Origin of the sequence: Streptomyces griseus (genome assembly GCF_001715295.1) — a bacterium.
Taxonomy (GTDB): Bacteria; Actinomycetota; Actinomycetes; order Streptomycetales; family Streptomycetaceae; genus Streptomyces; species Streptomyces griseus_G.
Genome location: NZ_MDKB01000003.1, coordinates 1,240,609 through 1,262,531 on the forward strand (window position 1 = coordinate 1,240,609; position 21,923 = coordinate 1,262,531).

Below are 21,923 nucleotides of genomic sequence, written 5' to 3' on the forward strand. Positions count from 1 at the left end.
GCTCGCCAACTGCCTCGCCAGGGTGTTCGCCCGGTCCATCGACAGAGGTACGCCCGCCGACGCCCACCGGATGCCCCGGCGGATTGGTCGCCCGACATGTCGGCAGAATCACGTCCGCAGGCGCTCGCCAACTGCCTCGCCAGGGCGTTCGCCCGGTCCATCGACAGAGGTACGCCCGCCGACGCCCACCGGATGCCCCGGCCGGATGTTCGCCCGGTCCATCGGCAGGCGCGCTCACCCCAGGGTTCACCCGGAGGTTCGCCGGGTGCTTCGCCGTACGCCCTCGGCTCTCCCGTTCTCCGGACACCGTCGGCTGAGCGCGCCGTCGCCCCTGCCGACACGCTCGCGGACGAGCTCACCCGGGCCCACACCCAGCGAGCCGGGAGCCCGCCGGCCCGCCGAGGGAACGCCCCCGGCCGTCCCCGGCATGCGCCGTCAGTCCGCCATCCGCTCCGCCAGCGCGACGGCCTCGGCGAGGGTGTCCACGACGGGTACCCCCGCCGCCTCCAGGCTGGCGCGGCTGTGGGAACCGCCGGTGTAGAGAACGGCTCGCGCCCCCACGTGCGCCGCCGCCACGGCGTCGTCCACCGCGTCCCCGATGACGACCGCGTGCTCGGGGGCGGCCCGGGCCGCCCCCTCCAGGCCCGCCAGCACCTCGAAGTGGCGTTCCATGTGCTGCGCCTTGCTGCCGCCGGAAGGACCCGTGCGCCCGTCGACGCGTACGAAGTGACGCTCGATGCCGTACCCCCGGACCACGGGGACCAGGTGCTCGTGGCCGTACATGCTGAGCAGCGACTGGCTCCGGCCGGCCCGGGACCACCGCGCCAGCAGTTCCTCGACCCCCTCCGTCAGCGCACAGGCGGCCCGCCGCTCGGTGTAGTGGCGGTGGAAGATGCCGTCCATCCGCTCCCACTCGGCCTGCGTGGGCGCTCTGCCGAGCAGCCGCTCGTAGAACCTCGGTATCGGGACGCAGTACGTCTCGCGGTACTGCTCCAGCGTGATCGGCGCCAGGCCGACCTCCGCGAAGGCGGCGTTCGTCGCCCCGAGGACCGCGTGGACGTCGTCCAGCAGGGTGCCGTTCCAGTCCCAGACCAGATGGGTGGGGTGCTTCCCGGGTGTCGCCATACAGAGAAAATACCCGCCGGGTACGACAGTGCCTCTCCCCCGGCCGCCGCCCGGCGGCCCGGCGCTCAGCCGATCAGGCCGGGGATCTCCTGCACGCCGAACCACAGCAGCTCGTGGTCCTCGGCGCCGTCCACGGTGAACTGCGCGTCGTCGTCGCCGAGATCGGCCGCGCCCAGCGCGGCCGCTGCCGCCGCTACGTCCTTCTCGGCGTCGTCGGAGTCCACGTGCACGGCGGCGGCCTTCGCCAGCGTCACCGCCTCGGCGACGCGCACCTCACCGAGTGACGAGGCGTCCAGGACGTGGTCCGGATCGGCGACCGCAGCCCCGTCCGGCACGTCCACGGCCACGACGACCCGGCGCCTGGGCTCGTCGGGCCTCGCGGCGATCAGGCGCAGGGAGGCCGAGGCGGCCCGGCTGAGCGCCGCGTACTCCAGCTCCTCGATGTCGTCGGAGACGTACCACTCGCGCAGTCCGGGCGTCACGGCGTAGGCGGTCAGCGGACCCGGGCCGAGCAGGCCCGCGCTGTGCGCCTCGGCAAGACCGGAGAGCGTCAGGGGGACGTACACACGCATGGATGACCGCTTTCGTAGTCGATGACGTCCACAGGATACGGGGGACGTCCCCCATCGGGGTCGGCGAGCCGTGCCCGGCTGTCCACCCGGCGACGGCCGTCACCCCCTCCGGACCTGTGCGGCGTCCGGCCCGCCACCCGGATAGGTGAACTCCGCGCGGGTCCCGTTCGGCCGGTCCCCGGCTTGCGGTGTCCGCGACCGGGCCCGTAGAAGATCCCCAGCAGAAAGTTACCGCCCGGTACTCGACGGGCGCCGGACAGCAGCCACGGGGGCTACGCATGAGCACAGACAGGACGAGGCCGGCCGGACGACGCGATCGCGGCAGGCCGGGCACCGTACCGCCGCAGCGCACGCCGCAGCGGCCCCGGCATGCCCCGCGCCCGCACCAGTGGTTCGCGGAACGCCTGCTCGCGGTCCTCAGCGGCCAGCGCCCCGTGCACTGGATGCTCGGCCACACCATCGGGGAGGCCTACGACCAGCTCGCCGAACTCGCCCCGACCGCCCCGCTCGGTGCGGGGTACCGGCGCCCCGTCGTACGCGCCTGCCACGGCGTCCAGCCCGCCACCGGTGTCGTCGAGGCCTTCGCCAGCATCGCGACCGGCGGCCAGATCCGCGCCCTCGCCTTCCGCCTCGAACAGGGGCCCGACCTCCGCTGGCGCTGCGCCGCGGTCGACCTGGGCGGCGAACGTCTGCCGGCGGTGAGATGAAAGGCCCCACGTGCCCGACGGCCCGGCGCACCCTCTGTGCCCGATCCCACCCGGAGGTCCTCCGCCGGGACGGCCCCGAAGCCCCTCAGCCGCCCCTCGGCGCTCCCCGGGGCCCACGGGAACGGCCTGGGCCGGGGCACCCTGCGGTGCCCCGGCCCAGGCCGTCCGGAGCGCTTCGCGCTCCGTCCTCCCTCTGCTTCTTCGCGCTACTTCTTACGGCGACGCCCGCCGCCCCCGCTCTTCTGCGCCTTGCGGCGCTCGGCGCGCGTCATCCCGTCACCGTCGGGACGGGCACCGTCGCCGTTGGAGAAGTCGCCCTCGACGACGCCGCCCTCGCCGTCCACCGTGGGAGCGGAGAAGTGCAGCCGGTCCGGCCGCTGCGGCGCCTCCAGGCCCTTGGCCCGGATCTCCGGACGGCCGCCGCCGGCCGCGACGTCCTGCTTCTCCAGGGAGGGGCGCTCCGCCGCGTCCTGCACCGGAACCTCCTCGACCTGCTGCTCCACCTGGACCTCCAGGTTGAACAGGTAGCCGACGGACTCCTCCTTGATGCCCTCCATCATGGCGTTGAACATGTCGAAGCCCTCGCGCTGGTACTCGACCAGCGGGTCCTTCTGCGCCATGGCCCGCAGGCCGATGCCCTCCTGGAGGTAGTCCATCTCGTAGAGGTGCTCGCGCCACTTGCGGTCCAGGACGGACAGCACCACACGGCGCTCCAGCTCCCGCATGATGTCCGAGCCGAGGGTCTTCTCGCGCTCCTCGTACTGCTGGTGGATGTCGTCCTTGACGGCCTCCGCGATGAAGTCCGCCGTCACCCCCGCGAGGTCACCCGCCGCGTCCTCGAGCTCGGCGACCGTCACCTTCACCGGGTAGAGCTGCTTGAAGGCACCCCACAGCCGGTCCAGGTCCCACTCCTCGGCGAAGCCCTCCGCCGTCTCCTGGCGGATGTAGTCGTCGATCGTGTCGTCCATGAAGTGGCGGATCTGGTCCTGCAGGTCCTCGCCCTCCAGGACCCTCCGGCGCTCGCCGTAGATGACCTCGCGCTGCCGGTTGAGCACCTCGTCGTACTTCAGGACGTTCTTGCGCGTCTCGAAGTTCTGCTGCTCGACCTGCGACTGCGCGGAGGCGATCGCACGGGTCACCATCTTGTTCTCGATCGGCACGTCGTCGGGGACGTTCGCCATCGACATGACGCGCTCGACCATCTGCGCCTTGAACAGCCGCATCAGGTCGTCGCCCAGCGAGAGGTAGAACCGGGACTCGCCCGGGTCGCCCTGACGGCCGGAACGGCCGCGCAGCTGGTTGTCGATACGCCGCGACTCGTGCCGCTCCGTCCCGAGCACGTACAGCCCGCCCAGCGCCTTGACCTCCTCGAACTCGGCCTTCACGGCCTGCTCGGCCTTCTCCAGCGCGGCGGGCAGAGCGGCCGCCCACTCCTCGACGTGCTCGACGGGGTCGAGGCCCCGCTGCCGCAGCTCCGCCTCGGCGAGGTCGTCCGGATTGCCACCGAGCTTGATGTCGGTGCCTCGGCCGGCCATGTTCGTGGCGACCGTGACCGCGCCCTTGCGGCCCGCCTGGGCGACGATCGTCGCCTCCCGGTCGTGCTGCTTGGCATTGAGGACCTCGTGCTGGACGCCGCGCTTGGAGAGCTGCTGCGAGAGGTACTCGGACTTCTCGACCGAGGTCGTGCCGACCAGGATCGGCTGCCCCTTCTCGTGCTTCTCCGCGATGTCGTCGACCACCGCGGCGAACTTCGCGACCTCGGTGCGGTAGATCAGGTCCGACTGGTCGGCCCGGACCATCGGCCGGTTCGTCGGGATCGGCACCACGCCCAGCTTGTAGATCTGGTGGAACTCAGCGGCCTCGGTCATCGCCGTACCGGTCATGCCCGAGAGCTTGTCGTACAGGCGGAAGAAGTTCTGCAGGGTGATCGTGGCGAGCGTCTGGTTCTCGTCCTTGATGTCCACCCCTTCCTTCGCCTCGATCGCCTGGTGCATGCCCTCGTTGTAGCGGCGGCCCGCGAGGATACGGCCCGTGTGCTCGTCGACGATCATGACCTCGCCGTCGATGACGACGTAGTCCTTGTCCTTCTTGAAGAGCTCCTTGGCCTTGATCGCGTTGTTGAGGTACCCGACGAGCGGGGTGTTCACCGACTCGTAGAGGTTGTCGATCCCCAGCCAGTCCTCGACCTTGGAGACACCGGGCTCGTGGATCGCCACGGTCCGCTTCTTCTCGTCGACCTCGTAGTCGCCGGTCTCCTCCAGGCCCTTCAGCGGGTTGCCCGCCTCGCCCCTGGTGAGACGGGTAACCAGCTTCGCGAAGTCGCCGTACCACTTGGTGGCCTGGTCGGCCGGGCCGGAGATGATCAGCGGCGTCCGGGCCTCGTCGACGAGGATCGAGTCGACCTCGTCGACGATGGCGAAATTGTGACCGCGCTGGACGAGCTCGTCCCGGGACCACGCCATGTTGTCGCGGAGGTAGTCGAAGCCGAACTCGTTGTTCGTGCCGTACGTGATGTCGCAGGCGTACTGCTCACGGCGCTGCGCCGGCGTCATGTTGGCGATGATGCAGCCGACCTCGAGACCGAGGAACTTGTGGACGCGTCCCATCATCTCGGAGTCGCGCTCGGCGAGGTAGTCGTTGACCGTGATCAGGTGCACGCCCTTGCCGGACAGCGCGTTGAGATACGCCGGCAGCGTACCGACGAGGGTCTTGCCCTCACCGGTCTTCATCTCGGCCACATAACCGAGGTGCAGGGCGGCGCCACCCATCATCTGGACGTCGTAATGGCGCTGTCCGAGGACGCGCTTGGCGGCCTCACGTACGGTCGCGAAGGCTTCGGGAAGCAGGTCGTCCAGGCTCTCGCCGTCCGCGTACCGTTCCTTGTACTCGTCGGTGAGCGCCCGCAGCTCGGCGTCGGAGAGGTTGACGAAGTCCTCTTCGATGGAGCTGACCTGGTCCGCGATGCGGTGCAGTTTGCGCAGGATCTTGCCTTCGCCTGCACGCATGAGCTTGTTGAAGACGGACACTGAGGCTGGTCTCCTTGCCGGTCGGGCCTGGCACTGGGTCGTGTGATGGACTCTGGCGCGGGCACGGCAGGTGGGCCCCACCGCAACGGCCATCGTAAGCGAGGACCCCACCGCGCCGGGAGGGATGCTGCCGCGTTGCTCCCGCCGCACCCTCCCAGGACAACGGCCGGAGGGTGCGGAAGGTGCCGGGATGCCGGTAAAGAGGTCGCGTCACGGGTGCCGGATCACCACAATCTCCGCATGGAGCCGATCACCCTCACCACCGAGCGCCTGCTTCTGCGGCCCTTCGAACCCCGGGACGCCGACGAGGTCCACGCCGCCTGCCAGGCGCCCGACATCCAACGCTGGACGATCATCCCCTCCCCGTACTCCCGCGCCGACGCGGAACTCTTCGTAGGGGAGCTGTCCCCCCAGGGCTGGCGTGACGACACCATGTTCAGCTTCGCCGTGACGGCCCGGGACGGCGGGCCGGTCACCGGCGCCCTCGGTATCAACCGCCACAGCCTGCCGGGCACCTACGAGGTGGGCTATTGGACGGCCCCGGACCACCGTGGCCGCGGCTTCACCACGGAGGCGGTGCTCGCAGCCGCCCGGTGGACGTTCACCGCCCTCGCGGCGGACCGGCTCGAGTGGCGGACCGAAGTCGGCAACACGGCGTCGCGGGCCGTCGCGCTACGTGCCGGTTTCCGTATGGAGGGGGAGCAGCGGTCGGCCCTGCTGAACAAGGGGACACGGCGCGACACCTGGAACGGGGCGCTCCTCCCCGCCGACCTCGGACTGCCCGGCACCCACCCGTATCTGCCGGCGCCCGATGTCAGTGGCGCCCTCTAGGGTTCCGTCCATGACGCCTGTGCCGCAGCCCGTTCTGGAACTCTCCGCCGATCAGGCCCGCCGGATGGCCCTGCGGGCCCAGGGCTTCCTGGGCGCGCCGGACCGCCGGGGCGGGGTGCCCGGGGTCCTGCGCCACCTGGGGGCCGTCCAGCTCGACACGATCTCGGTCCTCGCCCGGTCGCACGAACTCGTCCCCTACGCCCGGCTCGGTGGCGTGGGCCGCCGCGCGGTCGACGAGGCCTACTGGTCGGGGGGCCGGTCGTTCGAGTACTGGTCGCACGCCGCGTGCGTGCTGCCGGTCGAGGAGTGGCCGCACTTCGCGTTCCGCCGCCGCGCCTACCGGTCCCGCCCGCACTGGCACCACGACCTCCCCGCAGGCGCGTACGAAACGGTGATCGCGCAGCTGCGCGCCGAGGGCCCGCTGACGGCCACGGAGCTCGGCGGCGCGAAGAACGGCGGGGAGTGGTGGGACTGGTCCGCGTCGAAGGTCGCCGTCGAACGGGCCCTGATGTACGGCGAGGTCGTGTGCACCGAGCGGCGCGGCTGGAAGCGTGTGTACGACCTGGCCGAGCGCGCGATCCCGGACCCCCTCCTCCACGACGACCTGGACGACACGGAGTGCACACGCCGTCTGGTCGCGCTGGCGGGCCGGTCGCTGGGAGTCGGGACGCGCGCCGACATCGCGGACTACCACCGGCTGAGGGCCGAGCAGTTCGACGCCGTCGTGGCGGACTCCGGCCTGGTTCCCGTTTCGGTCGAGGGCTGGGCCAGACCGGCGTGGGCGCACCCCGAGGCGCTGGCCTCGGAACCACGCGGCCGGCACCGGACGACGCTGCTGTCGCCGTTCGACTCGCTGATCTGGGAGCGGGCACGCACGGAGCGGATCTTCGCCTTCACCCACCGCCTGGAGGCGTACGTGCCCCGGCCCAAGCGTGTGCACGGCTACTTCGCCATGCCGCTGCTCGCGGGCGGCAGGCTCCAGGGCCGCGTCGACCCGGCGCGTGACGGCACGACGCTGGTCGCCCGCCAGGTCTCTCTGGACGGGCGGAAATCCGTGACGCCGATGGCGCAGGCCCTGGCGGAAGCGGCTTCCTGGGTCGGCTGCACCGACGTCCGGCTGGAGCGGGTCGACGCCCCGGAGCTGCGCGACCCCCTGCGCGCGGAGATCGCCCGCGTCCTGGGATAGGAGCCGGCCGCTGTGCCGCGCTATCTGATCTCGAGGATCTTCTCCCGCATCGCATAGACCACGGCCTCCATGCGGGAGTGCAGCTGCAGCTTCTCCAGGATGTTGCGGACGTGGTTCTTCACCGTGTTCTCGGAAATGAACAGTTCCTTGGCGATGTCGCGGTTGTTCATTCCCGTGGCGACCAACTTGAGCACCTCCAGTTCCCGCTCGGTGAGCCGGGGAGCGGGAACGAGGCGGCGTTCGTCGGTGCGCTGGATCATCGACTTGAACTCGGTCAGGAGTTTCGAGGCCATCGAGGGGCTGATCTGGGACTGGCCGTCCGCGACCGCGCGAATGGCCGTGGCCACCTCGTCGGTGGAGATCTCCTTGAGGAGATAGCCGGTCGCACCCGCCTTGATCGCCTCGTACAGGTCGGCCTCCTCGTCGCTGATCGTCAGCATGATGATCTTCGCGCTCGGAGCCACCTCCTTGATGGAGGTGCAGGCCTCGATGCCGCCTCGTCTGGGCATCCGGACGTCCATCAGAACGATGTCGGGGAGCAGATCCGCCGCCTTGTCGACCGCCTCGGCACCGTCCCCCGCCTCGCCGACGACCTGGATGTCCTCCTCCTGTGCGAGGACGATCTCCAGACCTCTGCGGAAGAGGGCGTGGTCGTCGACCACGAGTACCCGGATCGGCTCCTTGCCGAACCCGGCACCGCCCGTACCGGAATCCGGGCCCGAGACGTCGTCGGCGGCGTTGGTCCTGCGTACGGGCCCGAAGGTGTCCGCCATCGTTCCTCCCCCTGAAGGCCACGGCCTGAGGTCACAGACCGTCCGCCAACGGCAGTTCTCAGTAGGCCGGTTGGCTTGGGCCGCCATGATTCCATGCTCCGGCGCCCCACCGGTGACCACAGGACCTCACCCGAGTGCCCCTGGGGGCGCACAGACGCATCCAGGGGCACTCGGGTACGGCCTGCGGCTGTCGGTCAGCCGCCGAGCGCACCGCCCGCGCCGCCCGCCCCGTCGGAGGCCAGCGGGTCGGTCCTCAGGTGGATGACACCGTAGTCGTAGGCGTGCCGGCGGTAGACGACGCTGGGCTCCTTGGTCTCGGAGTCGACGAAGAGATAGAAGTCGTGACCGATCAGCTCCATCTCGTAGAGCGCCTGGTCCAGGGTCATCGGTGCTGCGACGTGCGTCTTCTCCCGCACCACGAGCGGTCCCTCGCCCTGCACCTCGAGCGGACCGATCTTCTTGGTGGGCACGGGCGGGGTCGTCCCCTCACGGGCCAGCTCGCCGTTCTCACCGTTGAACGACGCGGCCCCCGGCACGACCTCCGCCACCTCGGCGGCGGACAGACGGCCGTTACCCCGTCGGCTGTAGCGCTTGTCGTGCTCCTTGCGAAGCCGCGCGTCCAGCTTGTCCGTGGCCAGGTCCAGGGCTGCGTACGGGTCGCCTGCCGCTGCTTCCGCCCGGATGACCGGTCCCCGCGAGCGAAGCGTGATCTCCACCCGGGCCGCGCGGTCGGCCTGACGGGGATTCGGCTCCTTGGACACCTCGACGTCCAGGCTCATCACCTTGCCGTCGAACTTCTGGATCTTCTCCAGCTTCAGCTTCTCGGCCACGTGCTTGCGGAACCGCTCGGGCACCTCGGTCTTGCGGCCCTTGACGACGATGTCCACGCAGAACTCCGTTCCCGGATCGCTCCGCTCGAACGGCGGAGCGTCTCCCTTTCGCACCAGACTCCGGTGATCGCCGGAGCTTCGGACTCGGTGACTTTCACCTCCTCCTCCCCCTTCGGCAGGGCCTCCACCCCACCGACTTCCATGCTTCCGGCCTCGGTGGATCACCTGCCCGAAACGCGGTGGTGCATTCTTCGAGATTCGGTGTTCACCGGCCCTCACAACCGAACATAGCCTGCCCGGGACCGTGACGGCACCCGCTACTCACGCGTACCTCCGATCAGGTCGCTTTACCCACGCACCACCTGCAACGATGCAAAAATTCTGTCAGTTCCGGTTTATTTCGAAAGCAGTCGGAGAAGCTGCGACTACCGCGGCCCGCAGGGAAGCCAGGGCGCCTCGGCCCGCGGACCCCCCGGGACCGGCGGACCCGCCGGTCCGCCGTGCGCCCACGGCCCCTCGGACCGCCCGGGCCGCGCGCACCGCACGCGCCGCTTCCGTCAGCGACGCCCCCGTCGTCAGCAGGTCGTCGACCAGCCACACCCTGCCCCCGTCGAGCAGGTGCCGACCCCCCGGCACCACTTCGAGCGCCCCCGCAAGATTCGCCCGTCGCTCCCGGGCACCCAGCCCGGCCTGGTCGGCCACCACCCGCCGCTGCCTCAGCAGAGCCGGCACGTGGGCCGGCGTGCCGCTCCGCCGCAGCACCGCCGCGGCGGCCAGTGCGATCCTGCGCGTCGGGTCGTGCCCGCGCGCGGCTGTCGCGCGCCGCGCGGACGGTACGGGTACCAACAGCAGCGGCCCCGCGCCTCCCTCCTCCCCCGCCCCGGCCCGCACCGCGGCCGCCAGCGCCCCACCGAGCGGCGCGGCCAGCCCCAGGGCACCCCGCTCCTTGTGGGCCAGCAGCATCGCGCGTACCGCGTCCTCGTACGGTGCGACCGCGTGCACCACCGGAAGCCCCGCGGGCTCGGGTGCGGGCCTCACCCGGCACGGCCGCGCGTCGAGCACCGCGGCGCACACATCGCACAGCTCCGTCCGCGGCCGGCCGCAACCGCCACAGGCCACGGGCAAGACCAGCGCGGTGATCTCCCGCCACCATGCCTTCACTACTCCACTGTGCCCGGGTCACGAGAACCGCGCCGACCCTGTGGACAACACCTGTGGACAACACCCGGGCCCGTGGGTGTCCGACGGCTCGTCCACGCGGCAGGCAGGGCGGCGCCCTCAGCCCGGGTAGACCAGCGACGAGCCGTCCTTGAGCACCGTCTGCCAGTTGTCCCCCGGCGACAGCTTCACTATCCCGTCGCCCTCGGTGTCCGCCATCAACGGCAACTGCTCGTCGTCCGCCGCGGCGACCGCCGTCACCTGGTTCACCCCCGGCAGGACCCCGGAGGAGGACGTGGAACCGTCGGCCTGGACATAGCGCACCTGCTGCACACCGCCCTCCTCCTTGCCGACCACCACGAGACGGCTCCGGCCCGACCAGGAGACCGCGGTCACCTCCGCCAGCTGGGGCGCGGCCTGGCGCAGGTCCTCCACGGAAGCCCGCTCGGACGGTCCCGCGCCATGGCGCTCGACCCGGCCGATCTTCAGCGTCGTGTGCCCGTCCTTCGACACCATCAGAGCGATCCGCACCCCGTCCGCCGACATGCGCAGGGCCTCGATGCGCCCGCCGTCCAGGCCGGGCACCTCGACCTCCTGCGGCTTGCCCTGGCCGTCCACCAGTCGCAGCAGCCTCGGACCGGACGGATCACGGTCGGCGACCCACAGATCACCCGTGCCGTCCCAGCTCGGCGCCGACAGCCGGTCCCCGGGCTTCACGGCATGGCTGGTGACGACCGGCGCGGCCAGCTCGGTCTCCGAGGCCAGCGAGGACACGTAGAGGTACCTCTGGTCCGCCGAGACCGCGGCGGCCAGCTGTTCGTCCCTGGCCACCCCCACGGCGCTCATCGCCACCTGCCCGGAACCGAACGGCCCGACCACCGGCTCCGGCTCACCGCTTCCCTTGCTGCTCCCCGGGATCCTCTGGACGCGCCCCTTGTCGTCGACGAAGTACTGGCTGTCCGGCGCGTCCGAACCGCTGTCCGGCGCGAACTCCTCGGCCTCGTCGGCACCCAGGGAGCACAGCGGGCCGCGCTCGCCCTGCAGTTCCACCTGGCCCACCCGGGCCGAGGTCAGGTCCCGCAGGGTGAAGAGCACCTGGGCCGCCATCATGCGGCAGGCGCCCGGCCCGGCCTTGTCGGCCTTCTTGTTGAGCTGCACCTTCAGGATGTTCTGGTCGTCGGGCGCCAGAGCGGTCACATCGCTGCGCAGCGCCGTACCGGCCGGGAAGCGGGAATCGACCACCGGCCGCAGCCAGTCCGAAGGCCCCTTCAGCAGCGACCGGACCGTCTGCGTGGCCGTGTCCATCCGCGTGACGGGATCCGTACGGTTGCGGACGTAGACCGGATCGGCGACCATCGCGGCACCGCCGTCCGCCCTCCCGGCGGCGAAGTAGTACTTGTTCACCGACCGGTACAGCCGCTTGAAGTCGGACTGCCCCAGCACGAGACCGTCCGGCACGACGTCGATGCGCCACTCCTGCTTGCCGTCCGGCCCCTTCTGCCGCACCAGGTGCAGCGTCTGGGAGTAGTCGGTCGGCGCGAGAGGCCGGTAGGAACTCTGCGCGTCCACCGCGGCCACCTGCTCGCCCGTCAGCGTGTACGTCGTGTCGGTGGCCTCGCGCTCGTCGTCGCGGAACGTCGGTCCGTTGCGGTTGGGGGCCTGTGCCAGCACCGTCGTGCCCTCGCTCGGCTTCCAGGTCCTGGCGGCTTCCGTCGTCAGGTACGTGCGCGTCGTCCTGAAGCCGGGGTCGTCGCTCGTCATCGACTCGAGGAACCCGTCGACGATCTCGATGGGCGCGGCGTCCTCCCTCGGCGGCACGGCGTACACCTGCACCTGGGAATCACCGGGCTGCGAGGCGCCGACGCCCTTGACGTCACCGGTCACCGGCATCGCGCCGCATCCCGCGAGCACCACGGCGCCGCAGCCGAGCAGCGCGGACATCCGCACCGCCCGCCGACGGCCGCCCCGACGGGGATCAGTGTCCACGAGTCGTGTCCTCCTGCTCCGGATCATGTGTCTCCGGGGCGGCGCCCGGGCGCCGCCGCTCCCCCACCGGACGCGCGACGACACGGGCGCCGTTGCCGGGAAGGGCCGCCGGGTCGACGGAGGTCTGCGGCCCGGCGCCCTGTGCCGGAACCGGGAGCTGCGAGCGCGCTGCCGAACCGCTCTGGGTCGGCACGGACAGCAGCCGGTGGTCGGCCGGCGCCGGGGCCGCCTCCGCACGCTCACGGTCCTCCCGGTTGCGCCGCGAATCCTCCGGCTCCAGGGGTATCGGTGACCCGCGCAGCGGCTCGTCGGCGGTACGCGGCAGGGTCAGCCGGAACTGGGAGCCGCCACCGGGCTCGCCCCAGGCCTGCAGCCAGCCGCCGTGCAGCCGGGCGTCCTCGACAGCGATCGACAGCCCCAGCCCGGTGCCCCCGGTGGTACGGGCGCGGGCCGGGTCGGCCCGCCAGAAGCGGTTGAAGACCCGCGTGGCCTCGCCCGGCTTGAGCCCCACACCGTAGTCCCGGACCGCCACGGCCACCGCCCCCTGGGCCACGCCCATACGGACGACGACGTCCCGGCCCTCCCCGTGCTCGACGGCGTTGACGACGAGGTTGCGCAGGACCCGCTCGACCCGGCGCGCGTCGGCTTCCGCGATCACGGGCTGCTCGTCACCCACCACCCGGATCAGGGTGCCCTTGCGCTCCGCCAGCGGCTCGGCCCCACCGATGACCCGCCGCACGACCGTGCGCAGGTCTATCGGCTCGGCCTCGAGGGCAGCGGCGCCGGCGTCGAACCGGCTGATCTCCAGCAGGTCCGACAGCAGCGACTCGAACCGGTCCAGCTGGTCTCCGAGGAGTTCCGCGGAACGCGCGGTGACCGGGTCGAAGTCGACGCGCGCCTCGTGGATGACATCCGCCGCCATCCGCACCGTGGTCAGCGGGGTGCGCAGCTCGTGGCTGACGTCCGAGACGAAGCGCCGCTGCATCCGGGAGAGCTCCTCCAGCTGCTGGATCTTCAGCTGGAGGTTCTGCGCCATCTTGTTGAACGCCTCGCCGAGACGGGCGATGTCGTCCTCGCCGGTGACCTTCATACGCTCCTGGAGCCGGCCTGCCGACAGCCGCTCGGCGATACCCGCCGCCATCCGTACCGGCGTGACCACCTGGCGCACCACGAACCACGCGATGGCGCCGAGCAGCACGACGACGAACAGCCCCGCCGTCGCCAGTGTCGTCGTGACCAGGGTCAGCGACTTCTCCTCCTGCGTCAGCGGGAAGAGGTAGTACAGCTCGTACGGATTGTGGTCGATGTCGTAGAGCCGCTTGCCCACGACGAGACCCGGCTGCGGATCCTTCCCGTAGGAGTAGCGGATCAGGGAGTACGTCTGGAACGCCCCGGGCCCCTGGCCCACCGCCTCCCGCAGGCGCTGCGGGACGCTGGAGGCCTCCACACTGCCCGAGCCGCGGGGTGCGCGGCTGGTGGCGCTCTGCCCCACGGAGTCGGCGCTGAGGGCCACCACGTTGAACGCGTTCGTGCCGCCGCTGGCGAGCTGGTCGACCAGCTCGGTGCGCCAGGAGGTGCTGGCCATGCCGTCGGCGCCCTCCTCGCCCTGGTCACCCGGGGTCAGCGGCGCGTTGGCGTTCGCCTGAGCGGCCGCGAAGCCACCGGCCGCCTGCATCTGGGCCGCCCTGCCCTTCGCGTCGAGCAGGCCGTTCCTGACCTGCCCGATCACGACGAAGCCCAGCAGCAGTACCACGCCGATCGACATCAGGAGAGTGCCGGCCACGACGCGCAGCTGGAGGTTGCGGCGCCACAGCCGAGCAGCGGGCAGCAGCGGGCGGCGGATCCACCGCATCAGCAGCCGGGGCACAGGACCGCCGGGCGACCCGTTGCCGAACAACCGGCCGCCCGTCAGCCACCGGCGGAGCCTGGAGGCCCTCCGTGCCGGGCCGGCAGCCCGCTCCGTACGGACTCCCGGCCCCCCGGGTTTCGGAGCAGCGCTGCCCAGGGTCATGTCAGCTCGGCCCGGCCTTGTAACCGACACCGCGGACCGTCACGACGATCTCCGGCCGCTCCGGGTCCTTCTCGACCTTGGAGCGGAGCCGCTGGACGTGCACGTTCACCAGACGGGTGTCAGCGGCGTGACGGTACCCCCACACCTGCTCGAGCAGGACCTCACGGGTGAAGACCTGCCACGGCTTACGGGCGAGCGCGACCAGAAGGTCGAACTCCAGGGGGGTGAGGGCGATGGACTGCCCCTCCCGCTTCACCGAGTGACCGGCAACGTCGATGACCAGGTCACCGATCGTCAACTGCTCCGGCGCGGGCTCCTCGGACCTCCGCAGACGCGCCCTGATCCGCGCGACCAACTCCTTCGGTTTGAACGGCTTGACGATGTAGTCGTCGGCCCCGGATTCCAGGCCCACCACCACGTCGACCGTGTCGCTCTTGGCAGTGAGCATGACGATCGGCACACCCGACTCGGCCCTGATCAGCCTGCAGACCTCGATGCCGTCCCGTCCGGGCAGCATGAGATCCAGCAGCACCAGGTCCGGCTTGGCCTCACGAAATGCAGCCAGTGCCTTGTCGCCGTCCGCTACGAACGACGGCTCGAAACCTTCTCCACGCAGCACAATCCCGAGCATCTCGGCGAGTGCGGTGTCGTCGTCGACGACAAGGACGCGTCCCTTCATAAACGACATCATCCCATTAGCTAATCGTTACCTGCGATGACCTGGCACACAGCTCTGCCAGTCCGACCCCCGTGACCGGGGAAATGACACCCTCCTCCGTGACGATCGCCGTGACCAGTTCGGGCGGCGTGATGTCGAATGCGGGGTTGTACGCCGGGGCTCCCGCGGGTGCCACGGCGTGCCCGCCCTCGGGAACACCGTCGTTCCCGTCCGGGGCCACCGGCAGCGATGTGAACTGCGTCACTTCGCTCGCGGAGCGCTGCTCGACCACGACCGAGGCACCGTCCGGCGTGCCCGGATCGATCGTCGTGGTCGGGGCGACGACGACGAACGGCACGTGGTGGTACTTCGCGAGCACCGCCAACGGGTAACTCCCCACCTTGTTGGCCACCGAGCCGTCCGCGGCGATGCGGTCCGCCCCGATGAGTACGGCATCCACCTCCCCCGCGGCAAACAGCGAGCCCGCCGCACTGTCCGTGAGGACGGTGTACGCCATGCCGTTCCGCGCGGCTTCGTAGGCCGTCAGCCGGGCACCCTGGAGGAGCGGACGTGTCTCGTCCACCCACAGTCGCCTCAGCCTCCCCTCCCGGTGCGCGCCGAGCGCCACCGCGAACGCCGTGCCCTCGCCGCCGGACACGAGCGCCCCGGTGTTGCAGTGGGTGAGCAGCTTATGGCCGCCTGCCGGCAGCAGTTCCGCCAGCAGCCGCAGACCGTACCGCGCCATGCGGCCGCTCGCCGCCGCGTCCTCCCGGTGCAGCGCCCGCGCCTCGGCCAGCGCGGCCGCGGCGGCCTGCGCCCGGCCGGCCCCCTGCGACACGGCCGCCGCGTACACGCCCGCCACCCGCCGAGCTCCCCAGCCGAGGTTCACCGCGGTGGGCCGCGCCTGCTCCAGCGCCCGCGCCGCCCCGGCCACGTCCTCATCCCGGGCGGCCGCCAACGCCACTCCGTAGCCCCCGGCTATTCCCAGCAGAGGCGCCCCGCGCACCGCCAGTGTCCTGATCGCGCGCACCAGCGACGACACATCGGCACACACCAGTTCGACCTCCGCGAACGGCAGCCGCCTCTGGTCGAGAAGGACCACCGCGGGACCTTGGGGGGGCTCCTCCCAGCGGAGTACGGAAAGGGGGGCCGGAGACTCGATGTCCGCCGGCGTTCGCGCGTCCTGATCAGCCATCTGCCCAGTCTGCCCGCTGCACCGCACGGGCACGAAGGCGACAACGGGATACGGCGCCCGGTCCGCCCCGGAGCAACGCGTGGCACGATGGCTGACAACCTGCCGCCCCGATGAGCGGGCAGGACCGTGAAGGAGCGACGATGAACGACTCTCCGGGCTGGGCTTCGCCCGGATCCGCCCCCTCCGACGGCCAGGAGACAGGCATCCCCAGGCCCTCCTCCCCCGTCGACGGAAGCGGCCCCGTTGGACAGTGGTCTCCTGAGCAGCCTCCTCCCGGGCAGTGGTCGCCGCCGAGCGCGCCCGGGGGCGGGCCCGGCGCGCCCCCGCCCCCTCCGCACCGGGGTGGTGGCATGCCTCCCGGGGCGGGGTGGGGCGGGCCGCCCATGGCGGCGAAGCCGGGGGTCATCCCGCTCCGGCCGCTCGGTGTCGGCGAGATCCTCGACGGCGCGGTCTCCACGATGCGCAGGCACTGGCGCACCGTGCTGGGCGTCAGCCTCACGGTCTCCGTGATCACCGAGATCGTGGTCCTGCTCGTCCAGCGCTACCTCCTGCCCGAGCCCGCGTCGATCGACCCCGACGCCGTCGGTGCCGAGGCCCTGCGTCAGGCCGGGGACTCGATGCGGTCCCAGCTGATCTCCGACGCCCCCGCCACGCTCCTCGCGATGATCGCCACGCTGTTCACCACGTCGGTCCTCACCGTGGTCATCAGCCGATCCGTACTCGGCCGCGGGGTGACCCTCTCCGAGGCCTTCTCCGAGGCCCGCCCCCGGCTCCTCCCGCTTCTCGGACTGACACTGCTGCTGAGCCTGATGAGCGCCGCGATCATGGCGGCCGGCCTGCTGCCCGGCATGCTCCTGGGCGGCGCAGCGGGACTGGCGCTGACCCTGGCCGGCTTCCTCCCCGCTCTGGTCGTCACTCTCTGGCTGATGGTCCGCTTCACTCTCGCCGCACCGGCACTGATGCTGGAACGGCAGCCGATCCTCACCGCGCTGCGCCGGTCCGCCAAACTGGTCAAGGGCAGCTGGTGGCGCACCTTCGGCATCCTGGCACTCACCTACCTGCTGGTCATCGTCCTGACGTTGATCATCGCCGTCCCCTTGGGCATCATCGCCCTGAGCGTGGACAGCGAGGGCCTGAGCGAATTCCTCAACAGCAGCCAACCGGACTTGGGCTGGCCCTTCCTCATCATCACCGGGGTGGGCGAGGTCATCATCTCGACGCTGACCTATCCCTTCACCGCGGGAGTCATGGCCCTGCTCTACATCGACCAGCGCATCCGCCGCGAGGCACTCGACCTCGAGCTGGCCAGGGCCGCGGGCGTGCCCGGCTACGACGCACCCAGAAGCTGATGCGGTGACGGGGGTGGGGGGCACCACGACAGAGCGGTCGATCCGCGCAGGCGAGGACATACCCGTGGAGATCCCACGTGTCCCCGCCCGCGAAGCGGCACAGGACGAACTGTCCGACCCGATGTACCACGAGCACGGTCCGAACCTCCTCCAGCGCGGTCTCGGCCGTTTCTGGGACTGGGTCGGCGGTCTCTTCGACGGCCTCGCCGGCTCCGCCCCCGGCGGGCCGCTGGGACTCGTCGTCGTCGCTCTGGCCGTCATCGGCCTGACCGCCGCCCTCTGGTGGCGGCTCGGAACACCGCAGCGCACCGTGCGCGCGGCGGAGAGCCTGTTCGGCGGCAGCGCGCGGAGCACCGAGGAGCACCGCGCCGCCGCCGACGCGCACGCCGCCGCCCATCGCTGGACCCAAGCCGTCCAGGAGCGCGTGCGCGCCCTCGTACGCTCCCTGGAGGAGCGGGCGGTACTCGACCCCCGCCCCGGCCGCACAGCGGACGAGGCCGCCACCGAAGCAGGCCGGCTCCTCCCCGCACACGCGGTACGCCTGGGCGCCGCCGCCCGGATCTTCGACGACGTCACGTACGGGGGCCGCGCCGCCGACGAGGCCGCGTACACGAAGGTGCGCGCACTCGACCTGGACCTCGAGACCGCGAAGCCCCTGCTGCCCGCGGGCCCGCTCACGGGGGCCGCCGGATGACCGCGACGGCCCCTGCTTCCACCCGCACCTCGACGGACCGAACCCCTCAGCAGCTCTGGCGAGGCGTCCGGGGACTGCTGGCAGCCCTGCTCATCCTCCTCCTCGCCGGCGTCGCCTTCGCCGCGGTCCGCTCCGGAGGCCAGCACGGCCGGCTCGACCCCCGCTCCGCCGAGCCTCACGGCAGCCGGGCCGTGGCCGAACTCCTCAAAGCCCGCGGCGCCTCGGTGGACGTCGTGACGACCCTCGACGAGGCAACCGGCGCGACGGGGCCGGAGACCACCCTCCTCGTCGCCGCACCCGATGTCCTCACCCCGTACCAACAGCGGGTCCTCCGTGCGGCCACCGTCGCCTCCACGGGCCGCACCGTGCTCGTCGCTCCCGGCCGTCCGTCCGTGACCGCCCTCGCCCCCGGCGTAGGCGCCCGGCGTACCGGGCCGGTGACCGCGCGGCCCCCACGGTGCGACCTCCCCGCCGCACGCACCGCCGGACCGGCCGACATCGGCGGAATCCACTACCTGACGGACGTTCGGGACGCGACCGCCTGTTACCCCGAGAACGGCCTCCCCGCCCTCCTGCTCCTCCCTGAGTCCGCAGCCGGTGACACGGTCCTGCTGGGCTCCCCCGACATCCTGTACAACGACCGTCTCGACCAGCAGGGCAACGCCTCGCTGGCCCTGCAACTTCTCGGTTCCCGCCCCCATGTGGTCTGGTACCTCCCCTCGATCGACGATCCCTCCGCCTCCACAGGCGACCCCCGAGGCGAAGACCACAGCCCCGGCGGCCACAGCGACGGCAGGGACGGCGAAGGCACAGACGGGGAGAGCGGATTCCTCGACCTCATCCCGTCGGGCTGGCTCTGGGGCACCCTCCAACTGGCCTTCGCAGCCGTCCTCGCCGCTGTCTGGCGAGCCCGACGCCTCGGCCCCCTGGTCACCGAACGGCTTCCGGTGGCCGTCCGCGCCTCGGAGTCCACCGAGGGCCGGGCCAGGCTGTACCGCAAGGCCGACGCCCGCGACCGCGCGGCCGCATCACTGCGCTCCGCCACCCGCACCCGGATCGCACCCCTCCTCGGTGTGGCCGCCCATGACAGCCAGTCCCCCGCCGTCCTCCTGCCCGCCCTCACCGCGCGCCTCGGCAGCCCGGACGGCGACCTCCACGCCCTGCTCTTCGGCCCGGATCCGGCCGACGACGCCGCACTCGTACGCCTGACCGACCAACTCGACGCCCTCGAAAGAGAGGTACGCACCTCATGAGCGCCCCGATCCCGGAGTCAGCCGAGCCTGCGGCGATCACGGGGACCCTTCCGGCTCCCGCGGTCTCCGACAGTGCCCGCGCATCCCTCGAAGCCCTGCGCTTCGAGATCGCCAAGGCGGTCGTCGGCCAGGACCCGGCTGTCACGGGACTGGTCGTGGCCCTCCTCTGCCGGGGCCATGTTCTGCTCGAGGGCGTACCCGGAGTCGCGAAGACCCTCCTGGTGCGCGCTCTCGCAGCTTCCCTCGAACTGGACACGAAACGTGTCCAGTTCACGCCCGACCTGATGCCGAGCGATGTCACCGGCTCGCTCGTCTACGACACCCGCAGCGCCGAGTTCTCCTTCCAGCCCGGTCCGGTGTTCACCAATCTCCTGCTCGCAGACGAGATCAACCGGACCCCGCCCAAGACTCAGTCCTCACTCCTGGAAGCCATGGAGGAGCGGCAGGTCACCGTGGACGGAACGCCACGCGCGCTGCCCGACCCGTTCCTCGTCGCGGCCACCCAGAACCCCGTGGAGTACGAGGGCACCTACCCCTTGCCCGAAGCGCAGTTGGATCGCTTTCTGCTCAAGCTGACGGTCCCCCTCCCGTCACGCGAGGACGAAATCGACGTCCTCACCCGCCACGCGGACGGGTTCAACCCGCGCGATCTCGCTGCTGCCGGCATACGGCCCGTGGCCGGCCTCGCCGACCTGGAAGCGGCACGTGCTGCCGTGGCCAGGACCTTGGTGTCCCCCGAGATCGCCGCTTACGTGGTGGATATTTGCCGTGCCACTCGCGAATCCCCCTCACTCGCCCTCGGAGCCTCCCCCCGAGGAGCAACCGCCCTGCTCTCCACCGCCCGCGCGTGGGCCTGGCTCACAGGCCGGGACTACGTGACCCCGGACGATGTGAAAGCCCTGGCCCTCCCCACGCTCCGTCATCGCGTGCACCTGCGTCCCGAAGCGGAGATGGAGGGGGTCACTGCCGACTCCGTCATCACCGCCGTGCTCGCCCACGTCCCCGTCCCCCGATGAGGCGGTGACCATGGCCCTCACCGGACGTACCGCACTGCTGGCCGCCCTGGGATCACTCCCCGTAGGCATCCTGGCTCCGAGCTGGGCCGGCATGCTCGCGGTCAACGCACCACTCTCTTTGGCAATTCTGTGCGACTACGCCCTGGCAGCGCCAGTGCGTCCCCTGCAGTTCACCCGATCCGGTGATACGTCTGTTCGGCTCGGTGAGACCGCGCACGTGCAACTCACCGTGACCAACCCTTCCCGTCGCCGCCTGCGCGCCCAGCTCCGGGACGCGTGGCCGCCCAGCAGTTGGACGACGGAGGCCGAACAGGCGGCTTCCAGGCACGCCTTGACGGTGCCGGCCGGCGAGCGCCGCCGCCTGACCACGCTCCTGCGTCCCGCGCGGCGCGGGGACCGTCGCGCCGCGCGCGTCACGGTCCGCTCCTTCGGGCCGCTGGGTCTCGCGGCCCGTCAGGGAAATCACGATGTCCCGTGGACGGTCAGGGCCCTCCCGCCGTTCACCAGCCGGAAGCACCTGCCCTCGCGTCTCGCCCGGCTCCGGGAACTCGACGGCCGTACCAGTGTCCTTACGCGCGGCGAAGGCACCGAGTTCGACAGCCTGCGGGACTACGTGCCGGGCGACGACACGCGTTCCATCGACTGGCGGGCCACGGCCCGCCGGTCAGCGGTGGCCGTCCGCACCTGGCGCCCGGAACGGGACCGTCACATCCTGATCGTTCTCGACACCGGCCGTACCTCGGCGGGCCGGGTGGGTGACGTCCCGCGCCTGGACGCGGCCATGGATGCCACTCTGCTTCTCACGGCCCTCGCCGCCCGGGCGGGCGACCGTGTGCATCTCCTGGCCTACGACCGCCGTGTCCGGGCCCAGGTGCAGGGCAGGGCCGCTGCGGGCGACGTTCTCGCGTCCGTCGTCAGCGCCCTGACCCCGTTGGAACCCGAGCTGGTGGAGACCGATGCCCGGGGTCTCAGCGCGGCCGCGCTCGCGAGTGCGCCTCGTGGCTCGCTCATCGTCCTGCTCACGGGTCTGGACGCAGTTCCCGTCGAGGAGGGATTGCTCCCCGTGCTCCCCCAGCTCACGCGTCGTCACACGGTCCTGGTCGCCGCGGGAGCTGACCCGCATGTGGAGGCCATGGCCCGTAGGAGGGGCACTGTTGACGCTGCTTACGACGCCGCTGCAGCGACGCGTACCCAGGAACAGCGGCGACGGACGGCGGAGCAACTCCGCCGCCACGGAGTGGTGGTCGTCGACGCCCCACCTCCCGACCTCGCGCCCGCTCTGGCCGATGCCTATCTCGCGCTCAAGGCGAGCGGCCGGCTTTGAGGCTGGTCCGTGGTGCAGTGGCGTCGGCGGCGTCCTGAGCTGAGGACAGGGCACTCCCCTCCGCCGTCGGCACGGGAATCGAAGCAGGAAAGGGTGAACCGTCGGAAGAAGCCCCCCTGTCGGCTCACTCATGCCGGTATTGATCGGGCCGTGAACGCAGGAAAGCCCCGTGCCAACGGCACGGGGCTTTCCCGGAAAAATTGTTCGGCGGCGTCCTACTCTCCCACAG

18 protein-coding genes are annotated in these 21,923 nt (G+C 71.3%); 8 read left to right on the top strand and 10 right to left on the bottom strand.

What is annotated here, in order from left to right; all coding sequences use genetic code 11:
• Nucleotides 1-435: 435 nt before the first annotated feature.
• Both BA175_RS21540 and BA175_RS21545 read right to left on the bottom strand, forming a co-directional pair.
• A complete protein-coding gene (locus BA175_RS21540; protein ID WP_069173055.1) occupies nt 436-1,125 on the bottom strand; it encodes an HAD family hydrolase in 690 nt (229 codons plus the stop codon).
• Between the two features lie 65 nt (nt 1,126-1,190).
• The gene (locus BA175_RS21545; RefSeq protein WP_069173056.1) at nt 1,191-1,697 is read right to left on the bottom strand and encodes a DUF6912 family protein; all 507 of its coding nucleotides are present in this window, start codon (nt 1,695-1,697) and stop codon (nt 1,191-1,193) included.
• A gap of 278 nt (nt 1,698-1,975) precedes the next feature.
• Between BA175_RS21545 and BA175_RS21550 the strand changes: the two genes are divergently transcribed.
• Nucleotides 1,976-2,404: an Rv3235 family protein gene (locus BA175_RS21550; RefSeq protein WP_069173057.1), complete on the top strand. Its 429-nt coding sequence runs from the start codon at nt 1,976-1,978 to the stop codon at nt 2,402-2,404.
• 206 nt (nt 2,405-2,610) lie between these two features.
• On the opposite strand, the gene secA is transcribed toward BA175_RS21550, so the two are convergent.
• Nucleotides 2,611-5,430: a preprotein translocase subunit SecA gene (gene secA, locus BA175_RS21555; RefSeq protein WP_069173058.1), complete on the bottom strand. Its 2,820-nt coding sequence runs from the start codon at nt 5,428-5,430 to the stop codon at nt 2,611-2,613.
• Between the two features lie 240 nt (nt 5,431-5,670).
• Between secA and BA175_RS21560 the strand changes: the two genes are divergently transcribed.
• The gene (locus BA175_RS21560) at nt 5,671-6,261 is read left to right on the top strand and encodes a GNAT family N-acetyltransferase (protein ID WP_069173163.1); all 591 of its coding nucleotides are present in this window, start codon (nt 5,671-5,673) and stop codon (nt 6,259-6,261) included.
• Nucleotides 6,262-6,271: 10 nt separating this feature from the next.
• Nucleotides 6,272-7,447: a winged helix-turn-helix domain-containing protein gene (locus BA175_RS21565; RefSeq protein ID WP_069173059.1), complete on the top strand. Its 1,176-nt coding sequence runs from the start codon at nt 6,272-6,274 to the stop codon at nt 7,445-7,447.
• 20 nt (nt 7,448-7,467) lie between these two features.
• Here BA175_RS21565 and BA175_RS21570 read toward each other — a convergent pair whose 3' ends face one another.
• From BA175_RS21570 to mtnA, 7 genes are all read right to left on the bottom strand, one after another.
• Entirely contained in the window at nt 7,468-8,220 is a 753-nt protein-coding gene (locus BA175_RS21570; protein WP_069173060.1) for a response regulator, read from the bottom strand.
• A 194-nt stretch (nt 8,221-8,414) separates the two neighbouring features.
• Nucleotides 8,415-9,107 carry a ribosome hibernation-promoting factor, HPF/YfiA family gene (gene hpf, locus BA175_RS21575; RefSeq protein ID WP_069173061.1) on the bottom strand — a complete coding sequence of 231 codons (693 nt, stop codon included), beginning with the start codon at nt 9,105-9,107 and terminating at the stop codon, nt 8,415-8,417.
• Between the two features lie 327 nt (nt 9,108-9,434).
• Nucleotides 9,435-10,211 (bottom strand): ComF family protein, encoded by a 777-nt coding sequence (locus BA175_RS21580; protein WP_069173062.1) that lies wholly within the window; start codon nt 10,209-10,211, stop codon nt 9,435-9,437.
• 117 nt (nt 10,212-10,328) lie between these two features.
• A complete protein-coding gene (locus tag BA175_RS21585) occupies nt 10,329-12,149 on the bottom strand; it encodes an LpqB family beta-propeller domain-containing protein (protein WP_069173063.1) in 1,821 nt (606 codons plus the stop codon).
• 34 nt (nt 12,150-12,183) lie between these two features.
• Nucleotides 12,184-14,205, bottom strand: coding sequence for an MtrAB system histidine kinase MtrB (mtrB, locus tag BA175_RS21590; protein WP_069173064.1), 2,022 nt, complete (start codon nt 14,203-14,205; stop codon nt 12,184-12,186).
• 1 nt (nt 14,206) lies between these two features.
• On the bottom strand, nt 14,207-14,896 hold the full coding sequence (mtrA, locus tag BA175_RS21595) for a two-component system response regulator MtrA (protein ID WP_187282414.1): 690 nt from the start codon (nt 14,894-14,896) through the stop codon (nt 14,207-14,209).
• 4 nt (nt 14,897-14,900) lie between these two features.
• A complete protein-coding gene (gene mtnA, locus BA175_RS21600) occupies nt 14,901-16,058 on the bottom strand; it encodes an S-methyl-5-thioribose-1-phosphate isomerase (RefSeq protein WP_079159710.1) in 1,158 nt (385 codons plus the stop codon).
• Between the two features lie 140 nt (nt 16,059-16,198).
• Here mtnA and BA175_RS21605 point away from each other — a divergent pair, with 140 nt between their 5' ends.
• From BA175_RS21605 to BA175_RS21625, 5 genes are read left to right on the top strand one after another with little or no spacing between them, the layout of a single operon-like run.
• The gene (locus BA175_RS21605; RefSeq protein WP_069173066.1) at nt 16,199-17,407 is read left to right on the top strand and encodes a glycerophosphoryl diester phosphodiesterase membrane domain-containing protein; all 1,209 of its coding nucleotides are present in this window, start codon (nt 16,199-16,201) and stop codon (nt 17,405-17,407) included.
• Between the two features lie 4 nt (nt 17,408-17,411).
• Nucleotides 17,412-18,101 (top strand): DUF4129 domain-containing protein, encoded by a 690-nt coding sequence (locus tag BA175_RS21610; protein WP_069173067.1) that lies wholly within the window; start codon nt 17,412-17,414, stop codon nt 18,099-18,101.
• Nucleotides 18,098-19,354, top strand: a complete 1,257-nt coding sequence (locus BA175_RS21615; RefSeq protein WP_069173068.1) for a DUF4350 domain-containing protein — start codon at nt 18,098-18,100, stop codon at nt 19,352-19,354. Before BA175_RS21610 ends, BA175_RS21615 begins: the two co-directional genes overlap by 4 nt.
• Nucleotides 19,351-20,370 (top strand): AAA family ATPase, encoded by a 1,020-nt coding sequence (locus BA175_RS21620; RefSeq protein WP_079159711.1) that lies wholly within the window; start codon nt 19,351-19,353, stop codon nt 20,368-20,370. Before BA175_RS21615 ends, BA175_RS21620 begins: the two co-directional genes overlap by 4 nt.
• Nucleotides 20,371-20,380: 10 nt before the next feature.
• Nucleotides 20,381-21,694: a DUF58 domain-containing protein gene (locus tag BA175_RS21625; protein ID WP_069173165.1), complete on the top strand. Its 1,314-nt coding sequence runs from the start codon at nt 20,381-20,383 to the stop codon at nt 21,692-21,694.
• Nucleotides 21,695-21,923: the final 229 nt, after the last annotated feature.